14 protein-coding genes are annotated in these 19,466 nt (G+C 45.3%); 9 read left to right on the forward strand and 5 right to left on the reverse strand.

What is annotated here, in order from left to right; genetic code table 11:
- Positions 1-47: 47 nt before the first annotated feature.
- The 3 genes from AC060N_RS17685 (at position 48) to AC060N_RS17695 (ending at position 3,807) form a co-directional block, all read left to right on the forward strand.
- Positions 48-1,658, forward strand: coding sequence for an O-antigen ligase family protein (locus AC060N_RS17685; RefSeq protein ID WP_479524902.1), 1,611 nt, complete (start codon positions 48-50; stop codon positions 1,656-1,658).
- The gene (locus AC060N_RS17690; protein WP_479524903.1) at positions 1,655-2,722 is read left to right on the forward strand and encodes a glycosyltransferase family 9 protein; all 1,068 of its coding nucleotides are present in this window, start codon (positions 1,655-1,657) and stop codon (positions 2,720-2,722) included. Before AC060N_RS17685 ends, AC060N_RS17690 begins: the two co-directional genes overlap by 4 nt.
- A gap of 77 nt (positions 2,723-2,799) precedes the next feature.
- Entirely contained in the window at positions 2,800-3,807 is a 1,008-nt protein-coding gene (locus tag AC060N_RS17695) for an FAD:protein FMN transferase (protein WP_479524904.1), read from the forward strand.
- Positions 3,808-3,871: 64 nt separating this feature from the next.
- Here the strand turns inward: AC060N_RS17695 and AC060N_RS17700 are convergent, their stop codons facing one another.
- Positions 3,872-6,091 carry a CotH kinase family protein gene (locus AC060N_RS17700; RefSeq protein WP_479524905.1) on the reverse strand — a complete coding sequence of 740 codons (2,220 nt, stop codon included), beginning with the start codon at positions 6,089-6,091 and terminating at the stop codon, positions 3,872-3,874.
- 264 nt (positions 6,092-6,355) lie between these two features.
- Here AC060N_RS17700 and AC060N_RS17705 point away from each other — a divergent pair, with 264 nt between their 5' ends.
- From AC060N_RS17705 to AC060N_RS17715, 3 genes are all read left to right on the forward strand, one after another.
- Positions 6,356-7,168, forward strand: coding sequence for a TonB family protein (locus AC060N_RS17705; protein WP_106540430.1), 813 nt, complete (start codon positions 6,356-6,358; stop codon positions 7,166-7,168).
- 142 nt (positions 7,169-7,310) lie between these two features.
- Complete coding sequence (locus tag AC060N_RS17710; protein WP_479524906.1) at positions 7,311-8,315, forward strand: NADP-dependent oxidoreductase; 1,005 nt, start codon at positions 7,311-7,313, stop codon at positions 8,313-8,315.
- A 20-nt stretch (positions 8,316-8,335) separates the two neighbouring features.
- A complete protein-coding gene (locus AC060N_RS17715) occupies positions 8,336-9,472 on the forward strand; it encodes an NADH-dependent flavin oxidoreductase (protein ID WP_479524907.1) in 1,137 nt (378 codons plus the stop codon).
- Between the two features lie 36 nt (positions 9,473-9,508).
- Here AC060N_RS17715 and AC060N_RS17720 read toward each other — a convergent pair whose 3' ends face one another.
- Positions 9,509-10,507 carry a glycosyltransferase family 2 protein gene (locus AC060N_RS17720; RefSeq protein ID WP_479524908.1) on the reverse strand — a complete coding sequence of 333 codons (999 nt, stop codon included), beginning with the start codon at positions 10,505-10,507 and terminating at the stop codon, positions 9,509-9,511.
- A gap of 202 nt (positions 10,508-10,709) precedes the next feature.
- Between AC060N_RS17720 and AC060N_RS17725 the strand changes: the two genes are divergently transcribed.
- Entirely contained in the window at positions 10,710-11,042 is a 333-nt protein-coding gene (locus AC060N_RS17725) for a hypothetical protein (protein ID WP_106540434.1), read from the forward strand.
- A gap of 89 nt (positions 11,043-11,131) precedes the next feature.
- A complete protein-coding gene (locus tag AC060N_RS17730) occupies positions 11,132-11,275 on the forward strand; it encodes a hypothetical protein (protein WP_153637022.1) in 144 nt (47 codons plus the stop codon).
- A 79-nt stretch (positions 11,276-11,354) separates the two neighbouring features.
- On the opposite strand, the gene AC060N_RS17735 is transcribed toward AC060N_RS17730, so the two are convergent.
- Together AC060N_RS17735 and AC060N_RS17740 are read right to left on the reverse strand one after the other, a co-directional pair.
- Positions 11,355-14,591: a S41 family peptidase gene (locus AC060N_RS17735; RefSeq protein WP_479524909.1), complete on the reverse strand. Its 3,237-nt coding sequence runs from the start codon at positions 14,589-14,591 to the stop codon at positions 11,355-11,357.
- 216 nt (positions 14,592-14,807) lie between these two features.
- Positions 14,808-15,977, reverse strand: a complete 1,170-nt coding sequence (locus tag AC060N_RS17740) for an ATP-grasp domain-containing protein (protein WP_479524910.1) — start codon at positions 15,975-15,977, stop codon at positions 14,808-14,810.
- Positions 15,978-16,402: 425 nt separating this feature from the next.
- Between AC060N_RS17740 and AC060N_RS17745 the strand changes: the two genes are divergently transcribed.
- Positions 16,403-17,665 carry an OmpP1/FadL family transporter gene (locus tag AC060N_RS17745; RefSeq protein WP_479524911.1) on the forward strand — a complete coding sequence of 421 codons (1,263 nt, stop codon included), beginning with the start codon at positions 16,403-16,405 and terminating at the stop codon, positions 17,663-17,665.
- 103 nt (positions 17,666-17,768) lie between these two features.
- Here AC060N_RS17745 and xylE read toward each other — a convergent pair whose 3' ends face one another.
- A complete protein-coding gene (gene xylE, locus AC060N_RS17750; protein WP_479524912.1) occupies positions 17,769-19,397 on the reverse strand; it encodes a D-xylose transporter XylE in 1,629 nt (542 codons plus the stop codon).
- Positions 19,398-19,466 lie beyond the last annotated feature (69 nt).

Here is a 19,466-nt window from a genome sequence, read left to right on the forward strand (position 1 = left end):
TTCTATCTGATAAATCATCCCGGCACTCTTTGGCTTAACAGCGAACCATGCAACAAACCCACGATATCCGACCATCAAAGCTTCTCATCATGGAAGGAATGCTGATGTCGTTGGCATTTGTCCTGCCGTTTTCCGAGGCGCTGGTCAGCATCATCACTGTTTTGATTTTTGCATTCTCCTGGCTCATCATTTCGCCTAAAGAAAAATACCAAAGCTTTCGCAAAACCCCGCTGCCACTTTTTCCGGCCGGCATTTTCATTCTTTACTTACTGTGGACGACAGGAACTCATCATCCGGCCAATGCCATCGACGAAATCCGACGCAATGTTTTCTGGCTTCTCATTCCGGTAGCCGTTGCCTATCTTCCTTTAAGCCGAAAACAAATTGACCGCATTCTGTATGCGCTGGCTTTGGGCGTCATCATCAGTTCGCTAGTCGCTTTGATACGATGGCAATTCAGCGAAAGCTTCGGAATAACGGACATACGGGATGCAACGCTCAATCCGCATATCGGCCATTCGCTGTTGGTTAACTTTTCCTTGTTCTTTCTGCTACTGGAAATTTTCCGTTACCGGGAAGACGGTTGGAATATGCGTCAGATTTCACGACTTGCCGGTGTCCTGTTTTTATTGATTTTCGATTTCTGGCTGCATTCATTGCTCGGATTACTGACCCTTTTAGCAACATTCATTGCCCTTTCTTTTTTCACCTACCGGGAAATTCCCAAAAGGTTGCGAAAATACGTTTGGGGCGGAGCCGTCGTTCTCATCATTATTCCACTGGCGTTAACCGGCCGGGAACTATACAGGCAATTTCACACGTCCATACCACAACCAGCTCGGGTGGCCAAATTCACCGCGAACGGGAATCCGTATCAAAACGATTTTAATAAAACCTTACGGGAAAACGGCCATTTCATCTACCTCCAAATTTGTCTGCCGGAACTCCGAAGAGAATGGAACAAACGTAGTGCGCTGAAATTTTCAGATAGAGATGCCAATGGTTTTCCGGTGAAAAGTACCTTGATTCGATACCTGACTTCCAAAGGACTGACAAAAGATTCGGCCGGAGTTGCACAGCTGAGTAATGATGACATTCGCGCCATCCGGGAAGGTTTTGCCAACTGCCGCTATGTTCCCGAACGAATGAACCTTTCGGCACGAATCTATCAAACCATCTGGGAGCTCGACGCCTACCGCTCCAATGGAAATCCGAACAATAAATCGCTGGTACAACGCTGGGCTTATACCCGCGCCGCTTTGTCGATTATTGCAGAGCATCTGGTTTTTGGCGTTGGCACCGGCAACGAAAAAGACGTTTTCAACGAAATGCTTTCGCGGCAAAATCCGAAACTTCGACCGGCTAATTTCAGTCATGCCCATAATCAATACCTGAACTACCTGGTGACATTCGGAATCGTTGGATTCGCTATCCTGATGTTTCTGCTGATCTACCCGCTGTTTCGGGTTGGAAAATTATCAGTTCTCACAGTCTTTTTCCTGCTAACCATCGGCATTGCGAACCTGGGAGACGACAACTTACAAACCCACACCATACGTACCTTTTTTGCTCTTTTTTATACCCTGCTTGTTTTCGGTTTTGCCAATAGTGCGAAAGAAACGGCAGGCAATTTTGTCTCAAACAACAATCATCAATGAAACTGAAAATCCTTGTCATTCAGCAAAAGCGAATCGGAGACGTTCTCCTGGGAACAGTTATTTGCAATCAACTTCGAAAGATGTATCCCGAAGCGCAAATCGATTACATGATTTATGCGTTTACCCGCGAGATGGCGGAAAACAATCCCAATATCGATAACATCGTCGTTTTTAATGATTCCGACCGGAAAGTCGGCAATTTGCTGAAGTTCGCCTGGAAAATCAGAAAAGCCAAATACGATATTGTCATCGACGCATATACCAAGATGGACAGCTGGGTGACCACTCGTTTGTCGGGAGCGAAAAAGCGGATTTCGTACAAGAAATTCGGACGTGGACTTTACTACAATATTCTGGTCGATAAGCACAGCCGACCTGCTTCTATTGCCGGACCTGTCATCGAGGAGCGTTTGGCACTATTGGAACCGCTGAAAAAAGAAGGCATCGAGTACGACCCGTATCCGCGCCTTTACCTAACTGATGAAGAGAAAGCTGAAGGCAAACAACTGCTCGAGGAGGCCGGGGTGGATTTGGAGAAGGAGATAATTGTGGCCGGCATCTACGGAAGCGTGGAGAACAAAACTTATCCCGAAGATTACATGCTGGCGGTCATCAAACATTTGATGGAGAATTATTCTGCGCAAATCATCCTCAATTACTTCCCAAATCAAAAGGATGCTGCCCGGGCTTTCGCCGAAAAGCTGGGCCATCCCGAACTTGTCTTTTCCGGTTTAACCGGGAAAAGCCTGCGTGAACTGGCCAAGATCGTTACACATGCCGATGCCTATATCGGGAACGACTGCGGCCATACCAACCTGGCAAAAGCGCTTGAAATTCCAACGTTCACCATCTTCTCTCCTTTCATCGCCCGCGAAAGCTGGGGAATTTTCGACGACGGGAAAAAGAATCTTTCTGTCCATCTGAACGATTTCAAGCCGGAATTAATACAGGGAAAACCCTATAAACTGCTGAAACAAGAATCATCGGGCCTTTATCGCGATTTCCTTCCGGAAATGGTTATCGGCAAGCTTGACACGTACCTGCAAGGTCTTAATATTTCTTAATTGATTTACCGGTAAACAGAAAAGTCTGTTTGTAAAACAATTCTTTAACTACTTTTGTGGCGGAAAATTTCTACAAGATGAAAAAAATAACTCTGCTTGCACTGTTTGTGGCCCTGCTGTTTATGGCAGGATGTGCCCCGAAAACACAGAAATATGTATACAACGAAGGCACCGTTTACACCACGCTTTATCATTTTATCTATTCTAGTCCTGACGGAAAAGATTTTAAGGACTCAATAGAATTAAAGATGAACGAATTCGGAAACTCGCTTTCCACCTTCATTCCGACTTCCACCATTTCACGTATCAACAAGAATGACTCGACGGTGAAAGTAGATCCTTACTTCAGGAAATGTTTCCTGAAAGCTGAAGAGGTTTCGAAGAAAACCAACGGTGCTTTTGATATGACTGTTGCTCCACTGGTCAATGCCTGGGGATTTGGGTTTACCAAGAAAGACAGTATCTCGAAGCAACTAATCGACAGTTTGATGCAGACCGTCGGTTACCAAAAAGTGAAGTTGGTCGGCGACAAAATTGTGAAGGAAAACCCAAATACGATGCTCGATGCCAGCGCTATATCAAAAGGTGAAGCGGTTGATATGGTTTGTGATTTTCTGGCCTCGCATGGTTGCAAAAACTACATGGTGGAAATCGGCGGAGAAGTACGGGCGCATGGCGTTAATGCCAAAGGAGAAACTTGGCGTATCGGGATTAATAAGCCCAACAACAAGGGATTGTACGACGACAACGACCTGGAGGATGTCATTCACCTCAAAGACAAAGCACTGGCCACTTCGGGAAATTATCGCAATTTCTATGTGAAAGATGGCAAGCGATACGCTCATACTATCGATCCTCATACGGGTTATCCTGTTCAGCACAGTCTGCTTAGCTCTAGTGTACTCGCCAATAACTGCATGACCGCCGATGCTTATGCAACTGCCTTCATGGTAATGGGGGTTGAAAAAGCCAAAAAGATTGTGGAGAACGATCCGAATCTGGAGGCGTATTTCATCTACGCCGGCGACAACAACATGAATATGGTTTGGTATTCCAAGGGGTTTAAAAACCTCATCATAAAATAACTATCGGAATTCATCCGAAAAGAAATCCCGTAACATCAAGGTTGTTGCGGGATTTTTTATGTCATCACTTTTTCAGCAGCTTCGTTACCATGGGCGACTGATTTTGCTGCCACACTTTCAGTAAATAAATTCCCCTGGAAAGATTCGGAAGAGATATACTGAAATGGTCCTGTTTTTCAGCTCCCGGTGTTCTTTCCGCCCGGTACACCATCTGCCCTTGCGAAGACCACAGTTCAATCTGCATCGGTCTTCTGCCAGTCGTTTCAACCGAAAGGTTAATCTGATCGACAAATGGATTGGGATAAGCTTTAATTCCTGAACCTGCCAGTGAAGGTTTGTCTTCTATCCCGGTTTCCAACAACCATTGTGTGTCCATCCAATCGAGACGATCTTGCAACCAATCCTTCAGGTAATTAATCTCGGAAACATAGGACGAACCAACAAAAGCATTCGGCCAAACATACTGCCCGATGATAGGCCAGCGCTTATAATTCCGGTCGATGGCATCACCCAGCATCGTTACCTGCTCGTTGATATAATTGCTTAGCGAGTCGTTGTTAAACGAACTATTCCGCAATTCTGTCCAGCGGTCAAATAACGCTTTTCGGTAAGGCTCATCCTGCATCAACCGGAACCACCAGTGCATACAATTGGGCTCGTCGGGTCCGAAGTGAGTGTACACCCATTGGTCGGTGGCCAGAAAATCCGGCGCATAATCCACATTACCGTATGCCAGATTGAAATCCCACAACGGTCCGGCGAACAGCTTGCCGCCGTTCGAGTCTTTCTTCTTGTAAAAATAGGTGCTATAACGGTACGCATCCACGTTGTTACCCAACTCCGACATGATTTGAATATCGATGAACGAGGTAATGTCGATGTATTTCGGATAGCCGTTCACGGGGTCCGCAAACTGACTGCCGTTGAGCATATTCTCGAACCCGGTGATAAAATCCTGAATGTAACCTCTCTGCTCGGTAACAATATCTTCTGCCTTTGGGTAGTAATAGGAAAACGCATACCGCCGGGCATTCATAAACGTAGTTTGCGGATACGAATAAAAGTAATCATTCGCAGTGAGTCCATCCAGTTTGTCGACCCGGACAATGTATCCTCCGGTCAAATCGTCGCCCGAAATTTCTTCTTCTTTCAGTTTATTGATGTCAACCCGGCTTTTATCACGCTTGATTTTTTCGATCAACAAATAAACGCCGTTGTAATTGCCATTCAGATAAACTTCGCAAAAGCGAAAACGCGGTTGCCATTGCCCCAACTTTGCACCAAAATAGTAGGTCAGTGCATTCCGTAACATCGTTTTGTCGCTGTAGGGAGCATACAAAACCCAATCACTCTCCTCCGGCATTCCCAGTAAAGTCACTGTAGAATCTTCACCAGCCTCATTACGGACTTCGACGGAATATGATTTTTTCGGAAACATCTGGGATGATTGTCCGCGAATCTCAATACCAATATCTCCGTCGTAGTCCGTTGGCTCATCGTAAATGGAATTCTTTGCTCCTTCCCCGTTGTTGATAACCTGCATCTTCGCCATGATTTTAGGCTCATCAGGAATCGTTTGCCCCTCTGTACTTATCATGATTAAAGGCAGATAGGAAAACTCTTCGGCTGGTTCGGTAAACCAGGATGGAACCGGACGATAGTCATTACTTGTGTCGGTAATCCCCAAACTCAACCAGGTCGAAGACGATAAATCGCTCGAGGTAGCATTGGCATTATGTACCTGCAACGCCAGAATATTCCTTCCGTTTAGCAGATACTGTTTTAAGCTGTCACGATGAATCAGAAAAGAAGGTGGAACACCTCCTTGCGGAATCTGCGCTTCGTAGTCGTACGAATCAGCAAATTGATCATGCGGCGGACGAACTCCTGGGGTACCAATATTGGCACGGGCAATTTCATGTCCATTCAGGTAAGCTACAAATCCATCGTCAAAATCAACATGCAAAACGGCCCGGCCAACTGAAGCTGAATCGACAATATCAAACTCGGTCCGCATGTAAACCGATGTACACGAAGGAATCACTGTCCCGTCATCGTTATCGCCGTAACCAATACCTCCGGGGCCCTGCTCCCACGTCGAATCGTCGAAGTTCAAATCGGCCCAGCTAAGCGGCGGTTCGGAAGTGCCAATGAAATAGTGCCATGTATCATCGTCGTAAACAACCGATTCCCAATGGTCAACATCCTGTGCCGACAACCGGTTGGTTACAGCCACAAGCAAAAAAATAACAGCTAACGCGAAAGGGACACGAATGGAAAGCATGATTGGTTAATTGTTTGGTTTAGATTAGTTCTGAAATCAAGGTAAAAATAACAAAATCTCAAAATCTTAGCTCCGGAAAGTTTCTTGTTCCCGACATACAGAAGACCTTTGATAAATATAACCGAAATTACTTTTCCTTTTGGTCAGAAATCCCTGTTCTAAATAGTGGGTACCACTTGACTTCTTATCTGTTTCGCCTTATTTTTAATAACAATAACATTCCCCTCCCCGGAGTTCACCATTCACCAGTGAAACGGAATACCTATGAAGTATTTTTACCTTGTTGTCCTGCTTTTTTCTGCCCATACTATTTTAGCCAGCTCGTTACCACGACCGGTTGAATTGTCCGACCCAATTTTGGTAAAAGACTGGCAAAACGGAAGAGCGGTGAACGTTACCCTGGAAATCGATACACTTTCTCCGACTCATTTTTTCCTGGAGATTGCCAAAATCGATGGCCAACTATTGCGTCAGGTGCGTTTTTACGGAGCCGGAGAAAAGGTTTCTCTCGACAATCTTTCTCACAAGCTGAATAAGAAGAAAGTGATAGAAGACGGAATTTTCAAACAATGGTACCCCAATGGCAACCTCTACTCGACGGAGACATTTCAAATGGGGGTTCCGACCGGAGTCAAAATAGTCTACCATTCTAACGGAGAAAAAGAATTCTATTGCGTTTACGATCCACCGGGGTTCATCTCCGAGCTTCATTCATATACCCGGACAGGCAAAGAGGTAAATGTGAATAAATACCTCGATAACAAAATTTATAGCAAAGTAGACCGGGAACCCCAATTCCCGAAAGGTGAAACAGCACTACGTCTGTACATCAACCAACATATCAACTACCCCGAAGAAGCTTTGAAAAAGGGGATCGTCGGCGAAGTGGTCGTTGCGTTTGTGGTCGACGAAAACGGACGAATTATCGACCCGGAGGTTGAAAAATCTCCCAGTCAGCTTCTTTCACAGGAAGCAATTCGTATGGTCAGCCACATGCCACGATGGCAGCCGGGGTTCCTGGCAGGTTATCCCGTCAAATCGCGAAAGACTGTTTCTATTATGTTCCGGGCTTTCTAACCTTCCCCAACTACAATTTTATTACCATCTAGCTTGTTACATTTCTCTCTCAGTATTCATTATTCATGCCGAACAAAAAAAGCAATGAACCGTAAGGAAGCGCTGTCTGTTCAAACACTGAACAAACAAAAACCAGAAGACAATGCAGAACAGACAGATTATATTAAAGTCAAGGCCTGTTGGACGGCCAACCGGAGATAATTTTGAATTGAAAGAAATCGAAATACCAACTCCAGCCGAAGGAGAACTTTTGGTGAAATCACTCTACATTTCAGTCGATCCATACATGCGTGGCCGAATGAGCGACGCCAAGTCGTATGTCGAACCGTTCAAGGTAGGAGAACCTATTAATGGTGGTGCTGTAGCTGAAGTGGTAGAAAGTCGTCATGCTGGGTTTTCCAAAGGAGACGTCGTTGTTGGACGCCCGCTGGCCTGGCAGGAGTTGCAGGTTGTCCCGGCCGAAACAGTTAACAAGATTGACAAAAATGCTGCACCGCTGAGTTACTATTTGGGAATCCTGGGCATGACAGGAATGACCGCTTATTTCGGTTTACTCGATATTGGCAAACCCCAAAAAGGTGAAACTGTTGTGGTGTCAGGTGCGGCTGGAGCCGTTGGAACTGCCGTGGGACAAATTGCTCAAATTCAGGGTTGCCGTGTGGTCGGAATCGCCGGAAGCGATGAAAAACTTCGTTACCTGAAAGACGAACTCCATTTTGATGAGGTTATCAATTACCATGAAGAGAAGGAGATGGAAAAAGCAATCGCTGATGCATGTCCCGACGGAGTTGATGTTTACTTCGACAATGTGGGCGGCGAAATCTCCGATGCAGTGATGGCGAACATCAACAAATTTGCACGCATTCCAGTCTGCGGACAGATTTCACTCTACAATGCCACGAGTGTTCCGACCGGCCCTCGCATACAACCCACCATTCTCAAGAAAAGCGCGTTGATGCAAGGATTTATCATCAGCAACTACCTTGACCGTTTCCCGGAAGGAATAACCCAGCTCACCGAGTGGGTGAAAGAAGGAAAACTGAAACATCACGAAACCGTTGTCAAAGGATTTGAGAAATTACCGGAAGCTTTCATCGGACTATTCGACGGCGTGAATACCGGAAAATTAATTGTCGAAACAAAATAAAACCCCCAAGATACAAGAATATGAACCCTAAATATGCTTCCCTTTGGGAACCGTTCCGTTTACCGGTTTCCGGAATTGATTTGAAAAACCGAATCATGATGGCCCCCATGACAACCTGGTCCGGCAACTCCGACGGAACCGTGTCGGACGCCGAAATTGAATACTACAAAAAACGCTCGGGCGGTGTTGGCGTAGTCGCTACTGCCTGTGCCTACGTCCAGCCGGAAGGCAAGGCATTTTCAGGCCAAATCGGGGTACATTCTGATGACATGCTCCCCAGCTTGAAACGGATTGCCCAAACCATTCAGAAGGAAGGTGCCAAAGCAATTCTGCAAATCCATCACGGAGGAAGAATGTGCCCTCCCGGTGAGGTGCCGGACGGTCAGCCTGTCAGTGCGAGCGCTGTTGCAGCTGAACGTGAAGGAGCCGCCGTTCCGCGGGCTATGACCGAAGAAGAAATTCTGGCCGCCATCAAAGCTTATGGGAATGCCACGCGACTGGCGATTCTCGCTGGCTTCGACGGGGTGGAAATTCATGGAGCCAACACGTATCTAATTCAGCAGTTCTTTTCACCGCACTCTAATCGCCGGACCGACGAATGGGGCGGTACACTGGAAAAACGGATGAAATTTCCGCTGGCGGTGGTCGACGATGTTTTGAAAAATGTCAAGCAATACGCTACATCTCCTTTTGCGGTTGGTTACAGGCTTTCGCCCGAAGAGGTGGAAGAACCAGGTATTACCATCGAAGACACATTTCAACTGGTGGATGCCTTGGCTGAAAAGCCGTTGGACTACCTGCATATTTCGACACTCAATTTCTGGGATGGTTCCATGCGTGATGATTCAGATAACCCCTCACGGACGTTATTGATACAGGAACGCGTTGGCAACAAAATTCCGGTTATCGGAGTAGGTTCTCTTCACACTCCCGACGACGTACTGAAAGTCGTAGAAGAAGGGAATGTACCACTGGTTGCATTGGGACGTGAGTTACTAATGGAACCGGAATGGGTCCAGAAAGCTCAGAATGGTTCGGTAGATAAAATTCGAACAACGCTTTCTGTTCACGATCAGGATGAATTGGTGATTCCGGACAACCTGTGGCACGGTTTAATAACCCGCAAAGGCTGGTTGCCGGTTGTAGACAACGAATAAAAACGAAAAGAGGGGGAACACATGTTTTCCCTCTTTTTATTTCTTGTAGTTCACGGAGCGCGGACTGAGCCAAGTTCCCCGGAAGGGTGCCAGGAAATAGTAGGCCAGCAAGCGGCGATACAAATGGGTGTACTGGTTTAACCGCCGAACGAAGAAAAACGGAAGTCCGAAAATGGCGGGTACTAATTTTCCCAGAAGGACACCTGTCATGACCACGAAATGCAGACCGGCAGCAGATAAACCGCAGTAGTGCCGCGAGAGATAAACGTGCCTGGAAATAATGACTTCCGATTTGGTTAGCGCCGTAACCCTCGGATTGATGCGCGTGGCTCCTCCGTGGTTGTGAATAATTGAAACGTGGTTATGCAAAGCCACTTTCCCCCCGGCATCGGTTGCTCGTTTGCACAAGTCGACATCTTCATAGTACAACCAGTAATCATCATTCCAGCCGCCCAACTCTTCGAACTGCTGCTTCGAAATCATCACCACCGAACCGGAAACCCAATCCGGATAAATAATCTCCTTTTCGGAAGAAAAACGTGCTGCCAGCTCGGTCTTTTTTACTTTCCGGTAGACCGCACGCAATATTCCGCTTACCGTGAATAACGTAGGGAAAAATCCATAAGGGCGTTCTTCACGACCATTGCTGTTTTTCTGTCCGCAAGAAAGAATGGTTATTGGAGCCTCGCGCCGAATAGTTGCCAGCAATTCCTTTACTGCTTCTTCTGACGCAACTGTGTCGGGATTCAGAAAGAGGAAATACTCACCGGTTGAAACTTTGGCTCCCAGGTTGCATCCGCTGGAAAAACCGTTGTTACCACTATTCAGATGAAAACGGAACTCCGGAAATCGTTGTTGAAAAGCCTCCAACTTGCCATCATTCGAGCAGTTATCGACCACATTCACCTCGAAAGAGAATTCCTCTCCACTAAAGTTTTTCAGGGCTTCCAAACAATTCGCCAAATGTTTCCACCCCCGGTAATTGACTATAATTATGGATAAATCAACCAAAGCACAACAGTTTGTTTGCGTCACGAAAATATAAATTTAACTCATTGAAGTTGGCAAGAATCTCACTTATTGACTCTTTCATGCATAAAAAACAATCAACTGCTCTGCCTTCAGTAAACTGACAATCTGTCCTTTGTCTGCAAATTTCAATTTATTATCCATGGAAATGAGAGCGAATTATGGATTCTTTGTTTAAATTACGCCGTATTTTGTATCGAAGAGAAAGATGTATCGCAACCTTATTGCGTTATTGACCGTAGGCATTTTACTCACTGTATTGGGTATTGATACCAGTTGGGGTAATGAAAATCACGCGGTTCGTCCGGAAACAAGTTCGCATTCCGGAACAATCTCTCACATCCTCTCACCATCCATTATTTTTGAAAGCGGTGTTACTGATTTTCCCGGAACGGAAAGTCAATCACTGCCGGTAATGGTTCGCCTTGCCGGGAACACCAAATCGACTTTTAACTTTCAAATTTTCCCGAATGCACTCCGCCAGCCTTTCATCACCCGGAAAAGGCCGATATACATCATGGTGAGGTGCCTTCGAAATTAGCGTAATCACGTCATACGAATGAAAAAAAGTCCCGGAGATGACCTTCCGGGAAGAACATTGATGTATAGTTACATTGAAAAAATAAAGAGATGGAAAAACAAGAAGTACAACAGGACAACAGTGCAGAAAACGGCAAAAAGCATTTCAATAAAGACATCTTTTTGATGGTGGCTGTTATTGCCGGACTCATCATTGTTCTGGTAGTCATCAAACATTTGATGGGACTCCAGTAAAAACTCCGGTTTTTGATTAAAACATAAAAAAGGCGCCAATACAAACCGGCGCCTTTCTCTTTTATAATAACTCTTTCAGTTATCTTTTCTCGTAGGGAGCATGCTCTGGTTTTCCTTTGTAATCTTTTAGTTTGTTATTTACCCATTCAATGGCCCGATCGAGCTGCGGATCGTCTCCTTTCGCTTCTTTTGTCAGGTTTTCTTTCACCACGATATCCGGGTCTACACCATGACCTTCCTTGAACCAGGAACCATCAGGGTTGTACATCCGGAAGGTTGGTATAGTCACATAACCGCCGTCAATCAATTCGGGGGCACCGGTAATTCCAATCAAACCGCCCCATGTACGGGTACCGATAAGCGGGCCTAATCCTGCTTTACGGAAGAAGTCGGGGAATGCATCACCTCCGGAACCACTCCAACCATTAATCAGCATGACTTTCGGACCGAAATTGGCTTTGGGTGGCCACGACCAGTCTTTTCCATCACGAACCGCAAAGTAAGCCAGATTCTTCCTGTTAAGTAATTCTATGAAGCGATCCGGAATTTGTCCGCCACTGTTGAAGCGCTCATCGATAATCAGCCCCTCTTTATTCCACTGAGCCATATATTGACGAACCAGATCATTCTGACCGTCGATTCCGGTACTGCGAACATAAATGTATCCAACTTTTCCATCGGTGGCTTTATCTACTTTTTCGCGTTTGGCTTCTATCCAGGCAAGGTTGCGTAACCGGCTTTCGCTGCTTAACGTCTTAACGACTATTTTGCGGGCTGTTTGCATATCCGGTTTGCTGTTCACCATCAACTCGACAGTTTTGTCTGCCAAGCCCTGAAATGCTTCATAGGGCTCTTTATCGGTGGTAATAGGACGTCCATTCACACTCAGAATATAATCGCCTGCGTGCACTCTCAAATCAGGAGCCGAAAGCGGAGAACGAACTTCCGAATCCCATGGAGCTCCATTAATGATATTTTTGATCCGGTAATACTTACCATCTGCTTCCCAATTTACGCCCAGGTAACCGGTGTTGGTCTTCTTGGCATTAGCCAGGTCACCACCACCACGGTAGGTATGCGACGAACTCAACTCACCGATTAATTCGCCCAACACATAATTCACATCCCAACGGGTAACGGCATCATCGAGTAATTTGCCGTACTTCACTTTCTGTGCATTCCAGTCAACACCGTGCATGTGCTTATCGTAGAAGAAATCACGTTCGAAACGCCATACATCATTAAATATTTGTCGCCATTCGGCACGAGGATTTACTGTCATCACCATTTCATCCAATGGCAAGGCTTTTTCCAGCTTTTGTTCGGACTCAGGCTTAATGATATACAGGTTATCTCCCTTCCGCACCAACATCTTTTTGCCGTTGGCCGACAAACGGTAACCATCTGCATCTTCAACTACGGTTTTTTCTTCCCTTTTTTTCAGATCGTAATATTTCACCGGATGTTCTGTCTCCTTGCCGGCATCAACTTCTGTCTGGTAGAAGATTTTTCCGTCTTTAGCACTCAACCCACTATAATCGTTGGCATCCGGAGGAAGAATTGCCAGTCGTTCTTCGAAATTATCGAAATCGATACTGACCGATTTGACCTCTTTGCCGGCATCTTCCTTCTTGTCATTCTCTTCATCATCGCCGTTTTCCTTTTTCGATAAATCGACCACATCGTTGCGTGGAGCTACCGCAGAAGGAATATCTTTTCGCAACGGAATAGCAGCAATTTCTGTTGTTTTCGGATAGATAAACGTATTATCCAAATCGCTGTACTGCGGTTTGAAAGAACGCCCCGTCAACAGGAACAGGTATTTTCCGTCAGCACCAAACACCGGATTATGGTCGTCATAATGACCACTGGTTACCTGGTGTTTAATTTTATTCTGGGTATCATAAATGAAGATAGCATCGTTGCGATTGTCAAGTCCTCTGTCGTAAGTCAGCCAGCGACTATCGGGCGACCAGCTGCATGAAAAGCTTTGCAGTGCTCCCTGGTACATCCAAAGTCCTTTGTCAACTGAAACCACCTTGTTGGATGGGATATCGAAATAAGAAATATTCATTGCCTGATCGATGAAAGCAATTTTCTTGCTATCAGGTGACCAGTACAAGTGATAGCGATATCCGGAAGTAAAGTCTGTTACCTTCTTCGCCTCACCGGTCTCCACGTTCTTCAGCATCAAATTGTATTCGCCCGAAGCGTCGCTCCAGTATGCAATGGTCTTTCCATCGGGTGACCAGGCACCAAAGCGCTCTGCCGAACCGGAAGATTGTGTTAAATCGGAAACCACGCCATGCTCGGCCGGAACCGAAAACAGATCACCGCGAGCCATGACCAGCGCCCGGTTTCCATCGGGTGCGATATCAGCCGACTGCATCAGGTCTTTCACTTTCTCCTGCTTCGGCATTACTTCCAATTCATCCGTTACGACCTTAACATTCACTTCATGGTATTGGTCGTCTTTCAGATCCATCAGGTAAAGATTGCCATCCGCTTCGAATACGATATCGTCAGGTCCCAGAGACGGAAAATGGACATCGTAATCGGTGAAGTGAGTCAACTGAGTCGATTTGTCAGTGGCAATGTCATACACCCAGATGTTGTATCGTTCTGCTTCGCCGCGGTCCGACAGGTAGTAAACCTTGTTACCGTGCCACATCGGAAATTCATCGCTGCCATCATCGCGGGTAATGTTTTTCGAACTGAAGTCCTTCAAATCGAAAATATAGATATCCGGAGCCCAACCTCCGCGATACCGTTTCCAGGTGCGGAAAACACGCGACTTGTAGTTCAACGCGAGCTTCGTGCCATCGGGAGAATAGGAAGCAAAATCACCGTAAGGCAACGGTAATTTCGTTGCTTCGCCACCGGTGGCTGCAATCGTGTACAGCTGGTTAAAGCGTTGTCTTCCGCTTTCGCGGGAAGATGCAAACAGGACACTTTTCCCGTCGGGCGTCCACCCAACCGTTCTATCAGTGCCGCTGTCGAAAGTTAACCGCTTCGGGACTCCTCCCATTGTCGGAATTACATAAACATCTCGGTTGTCGTCATAACTTGCCGAATAAGCTATTTCGCTGCCATCGGGCGAGAATTTAGCGAACAACTCTTCTCCTTTGGGGGAACTCAACCGGTGAGCAACTCCGCCTTCTTTAGCAACGACCCATAAGTCGCCAGCATAGGAGAAAACGATGTTTTTTGCAGAGACATCGGGAAACCGAAACATTCGCGCATTTACCTGCGCGTTGGAATAAAACACCGTGCTGCAAAGCATTAGCACCGTGCCAATAAACGTGAACAATCTCATATTTTTACTATTTGGGTTATTAGACATTGGTAGTCGTAAATCATTACAGATCTCATGTAACCGATGCATACGAAATGGTGGGAATCATAGCATCACACTCTATCCCAAACAACAAAACACCTTTCCGGTTTTCCTCTCGAATCAAATATGCATGTAAAACATTTCTTTTTTAAGACAAAACCTTCGTTTTCCTTATTCCGGTTACCGATTCACTTCTCAGAGCCGGATATATTCAGTCAAATCAGATGTCAGAATCCGAAAAAGCTCATCCATCTGGTCGCTCCTGGTTTGGCCAAAAACAAATCCAAATAATGGATAGCTTTTGTAATCCACTCTTCTCAGTTCAAGCGGATTTTCAAAGTTCTTCATCAACCTTTCATAATCGAAAGACCGAATATCTGCGCCTTCTTTGCCGGTACTGTTATCGAGAACCACAACACTGAAAACCTCACCATCTTTTTCCGCCAGCAGCTGATCCCAATCCGGCTCTTTCTTTGAAAGGAAATAATCGTAAATATTAAAACCATGTGCATGCCAGGCCAAATCGGGTGTGGTGCACCATCCGCCAAAACGCATCGGGTTTACCTCAATCGGAACGATGCGGCCATTGTTGTCAATCCGAACTTCGACGTGCGCTGCAAAATTCTGAACACCGGCAATCATCCCCATCTCTTTCAGAAAATGCTTCATCGGCTCCAGATTCGATGAGATAACCTCTTTTGAGGTGATGTAAACCCGGTCACTCATATCCTTATCCGATGAAAAAAGGTGCTTCATAATATTCAGAATAACCGGTTCTCCTTCGGCGTTATAGTAGCAATCGATGGCATACTCGGTTCCTTCGATGCTTGCTTCAGCGATGAATTCCGTCGAATCGAATACCTCTTTGGGATAAAGATCCTGAACAAGCTTTACCTCTTTAGTTATCTTTTCAACAATGCCGGGCCACTCATCCGTTTTATCGACTTTATAAACTCCCATGCTGAAAAAGCCCACCGCGGGTTTAATGATGAATGGGAAAGAAAAGCCGGAAATATCAGTTTTAGCCAATTCCCCGAAAGGGATACTTTGAAAAAAGTAATCGGGAAACAGGGGACGAAGTAATTCGCGAAATCGAACTTTATTTTTGAAAAGATTAATCCTGCCTGGTAAACTGGTAAAGGAAAGATGTTCCTCAATCCAATGTATCGAATTTTCGGAATTGGTATAAATCAGTTGCTCCGGATTTCGCTTCATCCGTTGAACGGCCTCTTCTACTGAAATGGTAGGTTGTTCTTCCTCAGCGAAGACTCCCGCTGAAAAAGAATTACGAATTACGGGTATCCGGTACTCTTTAATGGTTTGTTTGAGAAAATCTGAAACGTAAGGTCCTTCTAATAAAATCATTATCAATTCTGATTTAGTAATGGCATGCAACTTCAAATTACTGAAAAACGAATGTACTCTTTTCCTTAGAGAATTAATGTGCTAAATATTACGAAAGCAGAAATTATCAAGTACCCCCGGACTCTTGTCAATAGGCTATTTTCACGAAAAATAAAAGAGAATTATACACCCTACATTACTTTAGATTGATTCCAATCTTTGAAAATCAAATTCGGACACCCAAGTCTTTATATTTCTGAAATATACACTTTCAGCAAGCCTGATTTATAAAGGGATACAAAAGCTTATCAAACCGAACGAAATTTCAGTATATATAGCTTTGTCTATATATGCTTCTAAACATTTGGATGTTTTAGTATTTATACATCTTGATGTAAGTATAAGTTTGTATTTTTCAGCACTCTGAACCACAAAATCATTTAAATATGAAAAATCGTCTATCAAAAAGTCTTTTATTAGGACTTGTTTTTTTGCTGGGAAGCGGAGCGGCATTTGCCACGGATGGTTATTTTAGCCCTGGATATGGAACCATCAGTAGCGGCTTTGCCGGCGCTGGAACAGCATTTTACGAAACATCATTAATTGGAGGTAACCCTGCTGGGAACGTATTTAACTCAAGTGAATTGAGTTTTGGTATTGGTTTGTTTAATCCGAACCGTCAATATACCATCACTGGTAGTCCTTCAGGCTATCAGGGTACTTTTGGTCTTACTCCGGGTACCGTAAAAAGTGATTCGAAGCTTTTTATTATGCCGAACATCGGTAAAAACTGGAAGCTGAATGAAAACAACGCTTTAACGCTGTCGATTTACGGAAACGGTGGTATGAACACTAACTACCCGACACAAACATTCTACGACCAGTCTGCAGACCATACAGGCGTCAATCTGATGCAGATGTATGTGGATTTGGCTTACTCATTCAAGCTGGGAGAAAAACACAGCTTGGGTATTTCTGCTTTGTTGGGAGCCCAATCTTTCGAAGCTAAAGGTTTGGCTTCTTTCGCTCCCTTCTCAACAGATGCTACCAAACTGAACGGAAACGGAACAGACTATTCGGCCGGCGTTGGTTTCAAAGTTGGTTATATGGGTGAGTTGTTCAACGGTTTCTGGTTAGGTGCCAAGTACCAGTCAAAAATCTACATGGGCGCATTCAAAGACTACGCAGGCTTGTTTGCAGAGCAGGGAAAATTCGAAATTCCTTCGAACTGGAGCGTAGGTGTTGCCTACCATCTTTGCAGTGATTTTACTGTATTGGCTGATGTAAAACAAATCAATTACACCAGCTCAAAATCAGTTTCCAATCCGATGATGACCGCTACCGGAATGAATCCACTGGGATCAGACAACGGTGCCGGCTTTGGCTGGAAAGATATGACCATCTACAAAGTTGGTTTCAACTACACAGGCATTGATACCTGGACTTTGCGTGCAGGTTATTCATACGGAAAACAACCGATTCCCGCCAGCGAAGTGATGTTCAACATCCTGGCCCCGGCTGTTAACGAAAGCCATATTGCACTTGGCTTTTCTAAGAAAATCAACGAAAAAGGTAATGCTCTGAATTTCGCCTTCAATTACGCATTGAATAATAAAGTTTCTGGTCCGAACCCTATGGAAGTTCCGGGTCAGCAGACAATCGAATTAGAGATGAATCAACTCTATTTCGAAATCGGTTTTACCTTTTAATGCCTACTTAACTACAGTAACAAACGCGGATTAGACACCGCATTAAAAACCCCGGATTACTGCACCTACGTAATCCGGGGTTCATTTTTCCAGTCAGGATATCTTACTCACCGCTGGATTGAGAATGATGTTTCCTTCCCCACAGTCCTTCCATTTCCTCCAGTGTTCTTCCTTTGGTTTCCGGAACGACTTTCCACATAAACACTGCGGCCAAAATTCCCATGATTCCATAAATCCAATAAGCGAATCCGTGATGGAATGCATTGGTTAGTGCAGTCGAATCATTCATAATTGGGAAAGTCCACGAAACGATAAGATTCGCAACCCATTGTGCCGCTACCGCGATGGACATCGCTCCACGAATGGAGTTGGGAAAGATTTCCGCCAACATTACCCATGCAACAGGTCCCCACGATACAGCAAATGATGCCGTGTAGAGCAACATGAAAATCAGTGCTGCAATTCCCACATTTCCGATATAGAACATCAAACCTAATGCGAGCATCGAGAAGGCCATTCCAACGGCACCAATAATCATCAGCGGTTTTCGTCCCAGCTTGTCAACCGTTAAAATTGCTACTACCGTGAAAGTCAAATTAACAGCACCAACAATAATGGTTTGCAGCAGCGATGTGTCGGTTCCCGAGCCCATATTCCGGAAAATCTCCGGTGCATAGTAAAGAACCACGTTGATGCCGACAAACTGCTGGAAAATGGAGATAAACACACCGATGATAATCACCAAGCCTCCAAAAGAGAGCCAGGGTGCTTTTCGTTCAACCAATGTCTTCTTAATATCTTGCAAAACAGACTTTGACTGACTCACTCCTACCAGTCGGTTCAGTACCTTTTCCGCCTTATCATCCTTGTCCGCCATCACCAGATAGCGTGGCGATTCCGGAACGATAAACAAAAGGAAGAAGAACAATCCTGCCGGGATGGTTTCAGAAGCAAACATCCATCGCCACCCGATGGTATCGAGCCAGGTATCGTTTCCCTGACTGGCAATAGCGTAATTCACAAAATAAACCACCAACATTCCGAAAATGATAGCAAACTGGTTCCATGATACTAACTTTCCACGAATGCCAGCCGGAGCAATCTCGGCAATGTACATCGGCACAATCATCGATGCCAGGCCAACACCAATACCTCCAACCACGCGGTAGAAGATAAACGAACTCACCAGTTCAAAACCCAGGAAGTTCATCTTATCAGGAATCGCAGAGCCGATAGCAGACAAAGTAAACAGGAAAGCTGCCAGCATCATTCCGTTGCGACGGCCAAGCGTTTGACTGATGTAACCCCCCAGCGATCCACCGATGATACAGCCCACCAACGCGCTGGAAATCGTAAAGCCATTAATGGCGTTTGCCATTCCTTCCGTTAGCTCGTTCGTTTGTGCCCAGAAACGGAAATACCAGATCAGGATAGCAACAATGGCTAATACCGCCATGTAAATCCCACCCTTTTTGCTTCCGTAAAGCTTCACCAGAAAACTGCCCAGCAACACTGCAACGATAACCAGACATAGCGAAACGATAAATTTGTATTCCAGAATCACTTGTGCGGCAAGAGCCGGATCTGAATATAAAGGAGTGATAAAAAAGCTCTTGAGTGCTCCGGTTGCCCCGGAAATAACAGCCGTGTCATATCCAAATAACAGCCCTCCAAGTGTGGCAACCAGGGTGAGTGCAAAAATATATGTCGCACTTCCTTTATTACTTTTCATACGTTGAATAATTATTGGTTTAGATTCTCTCTAATGTCTCAGTCTACAGAGATTCCGGCGGTTGGTGCC

The organism is Prolixibacter sp. DSM 2831 (assembly GCF_056493735.1).

Coding starts and splice junctions, on each gene's coding strand:
- xylE (WP_479524912.1), bottom strand. CDS start 19,397: ATGAAAAGTAATAAAGGAAGTGCGACATATATTTTTGCACTCACCCTG.
- AC060N_RS17725 (WP_106540434.1), top strand. CDS start 10,710: ATGTATCGCAACCTTATTGCGTTATTGACCGTAGGCATTTTACTCACT.
- AC060N_RS17695 (WP_479524904.1), top strand. CDS start 2,800: ATGAAAAAAATAACTCTGCTTGCACTGTTTGTGGCCCTGCTGTTTATG.
- AC060N_RS17685 (WP_479524902.1), top strand. CDS start 48: ATGCAACAAACCCACGATATCCGACCATCAAAGCTTCTCATCATGGAA.
- AC060N_RS17690 (WP_479524903.1), top strand. CDS start 1,655: ATGAAACTGAAAATCCTTGTCATTCAGCAAAAGCGAATCGGAGACGTT.
- AC060N_RS17705 (WP_106540430.1), top strand. CDS start 6,356: ATGAAGTATTTTTACCTTGTTGTCCTGCTTTTTTCTGCCCATACTATT.
- AC060N_RS17710 (WP_479524906.1), top strand. CDS start 7,311: ATGCAGAACAGACAGATTATATTAAAGTCAAGGCCTGTTGGACGGCCA.
- AC060N_RS17700 (WP_479524905.1), bottom strand. CDS start 6,091: ATGCTTTCCATTCGTGTCCCTTTCGCGTTAGCTGTTATTTTTTTGCTT.
- AC060N_RS17740 (WP_479524910.1), bottom strand. CDS start 15,977: ATGATTTTATTAGAAGGACCTTACGTTTCAGATTTTCTCAAACAAACC.
- AC060N_RS17735 (WP_479524909.1), bottom strand. CDS start 14,591: ATGAGATTGTTCACGTTTATTGGCACGGTGCTAATGCTTTGCAGCACG.
- AC060N_RS17745 (WP_479524911.1), top strand. CDS start 16,403: ATGAAAAATCGTCTATCAAAAAGTCTTTTATTAGGACTTGTTTTTTTG.
- AC060N_RS17730 (WP_153637022.1), top strand. CDS start 11,132: ATGGAAAAACAAGAAGTACAACAGGACAACAGTGCAGAAAACGGCAAA.
- AC060N_RS17715 (WP_479524907.1), top strand. CDS start 8,336: ATGAACCCTAAATATGCTTCCCTTTGGGAACCGTTCCGTTTACCGGTT.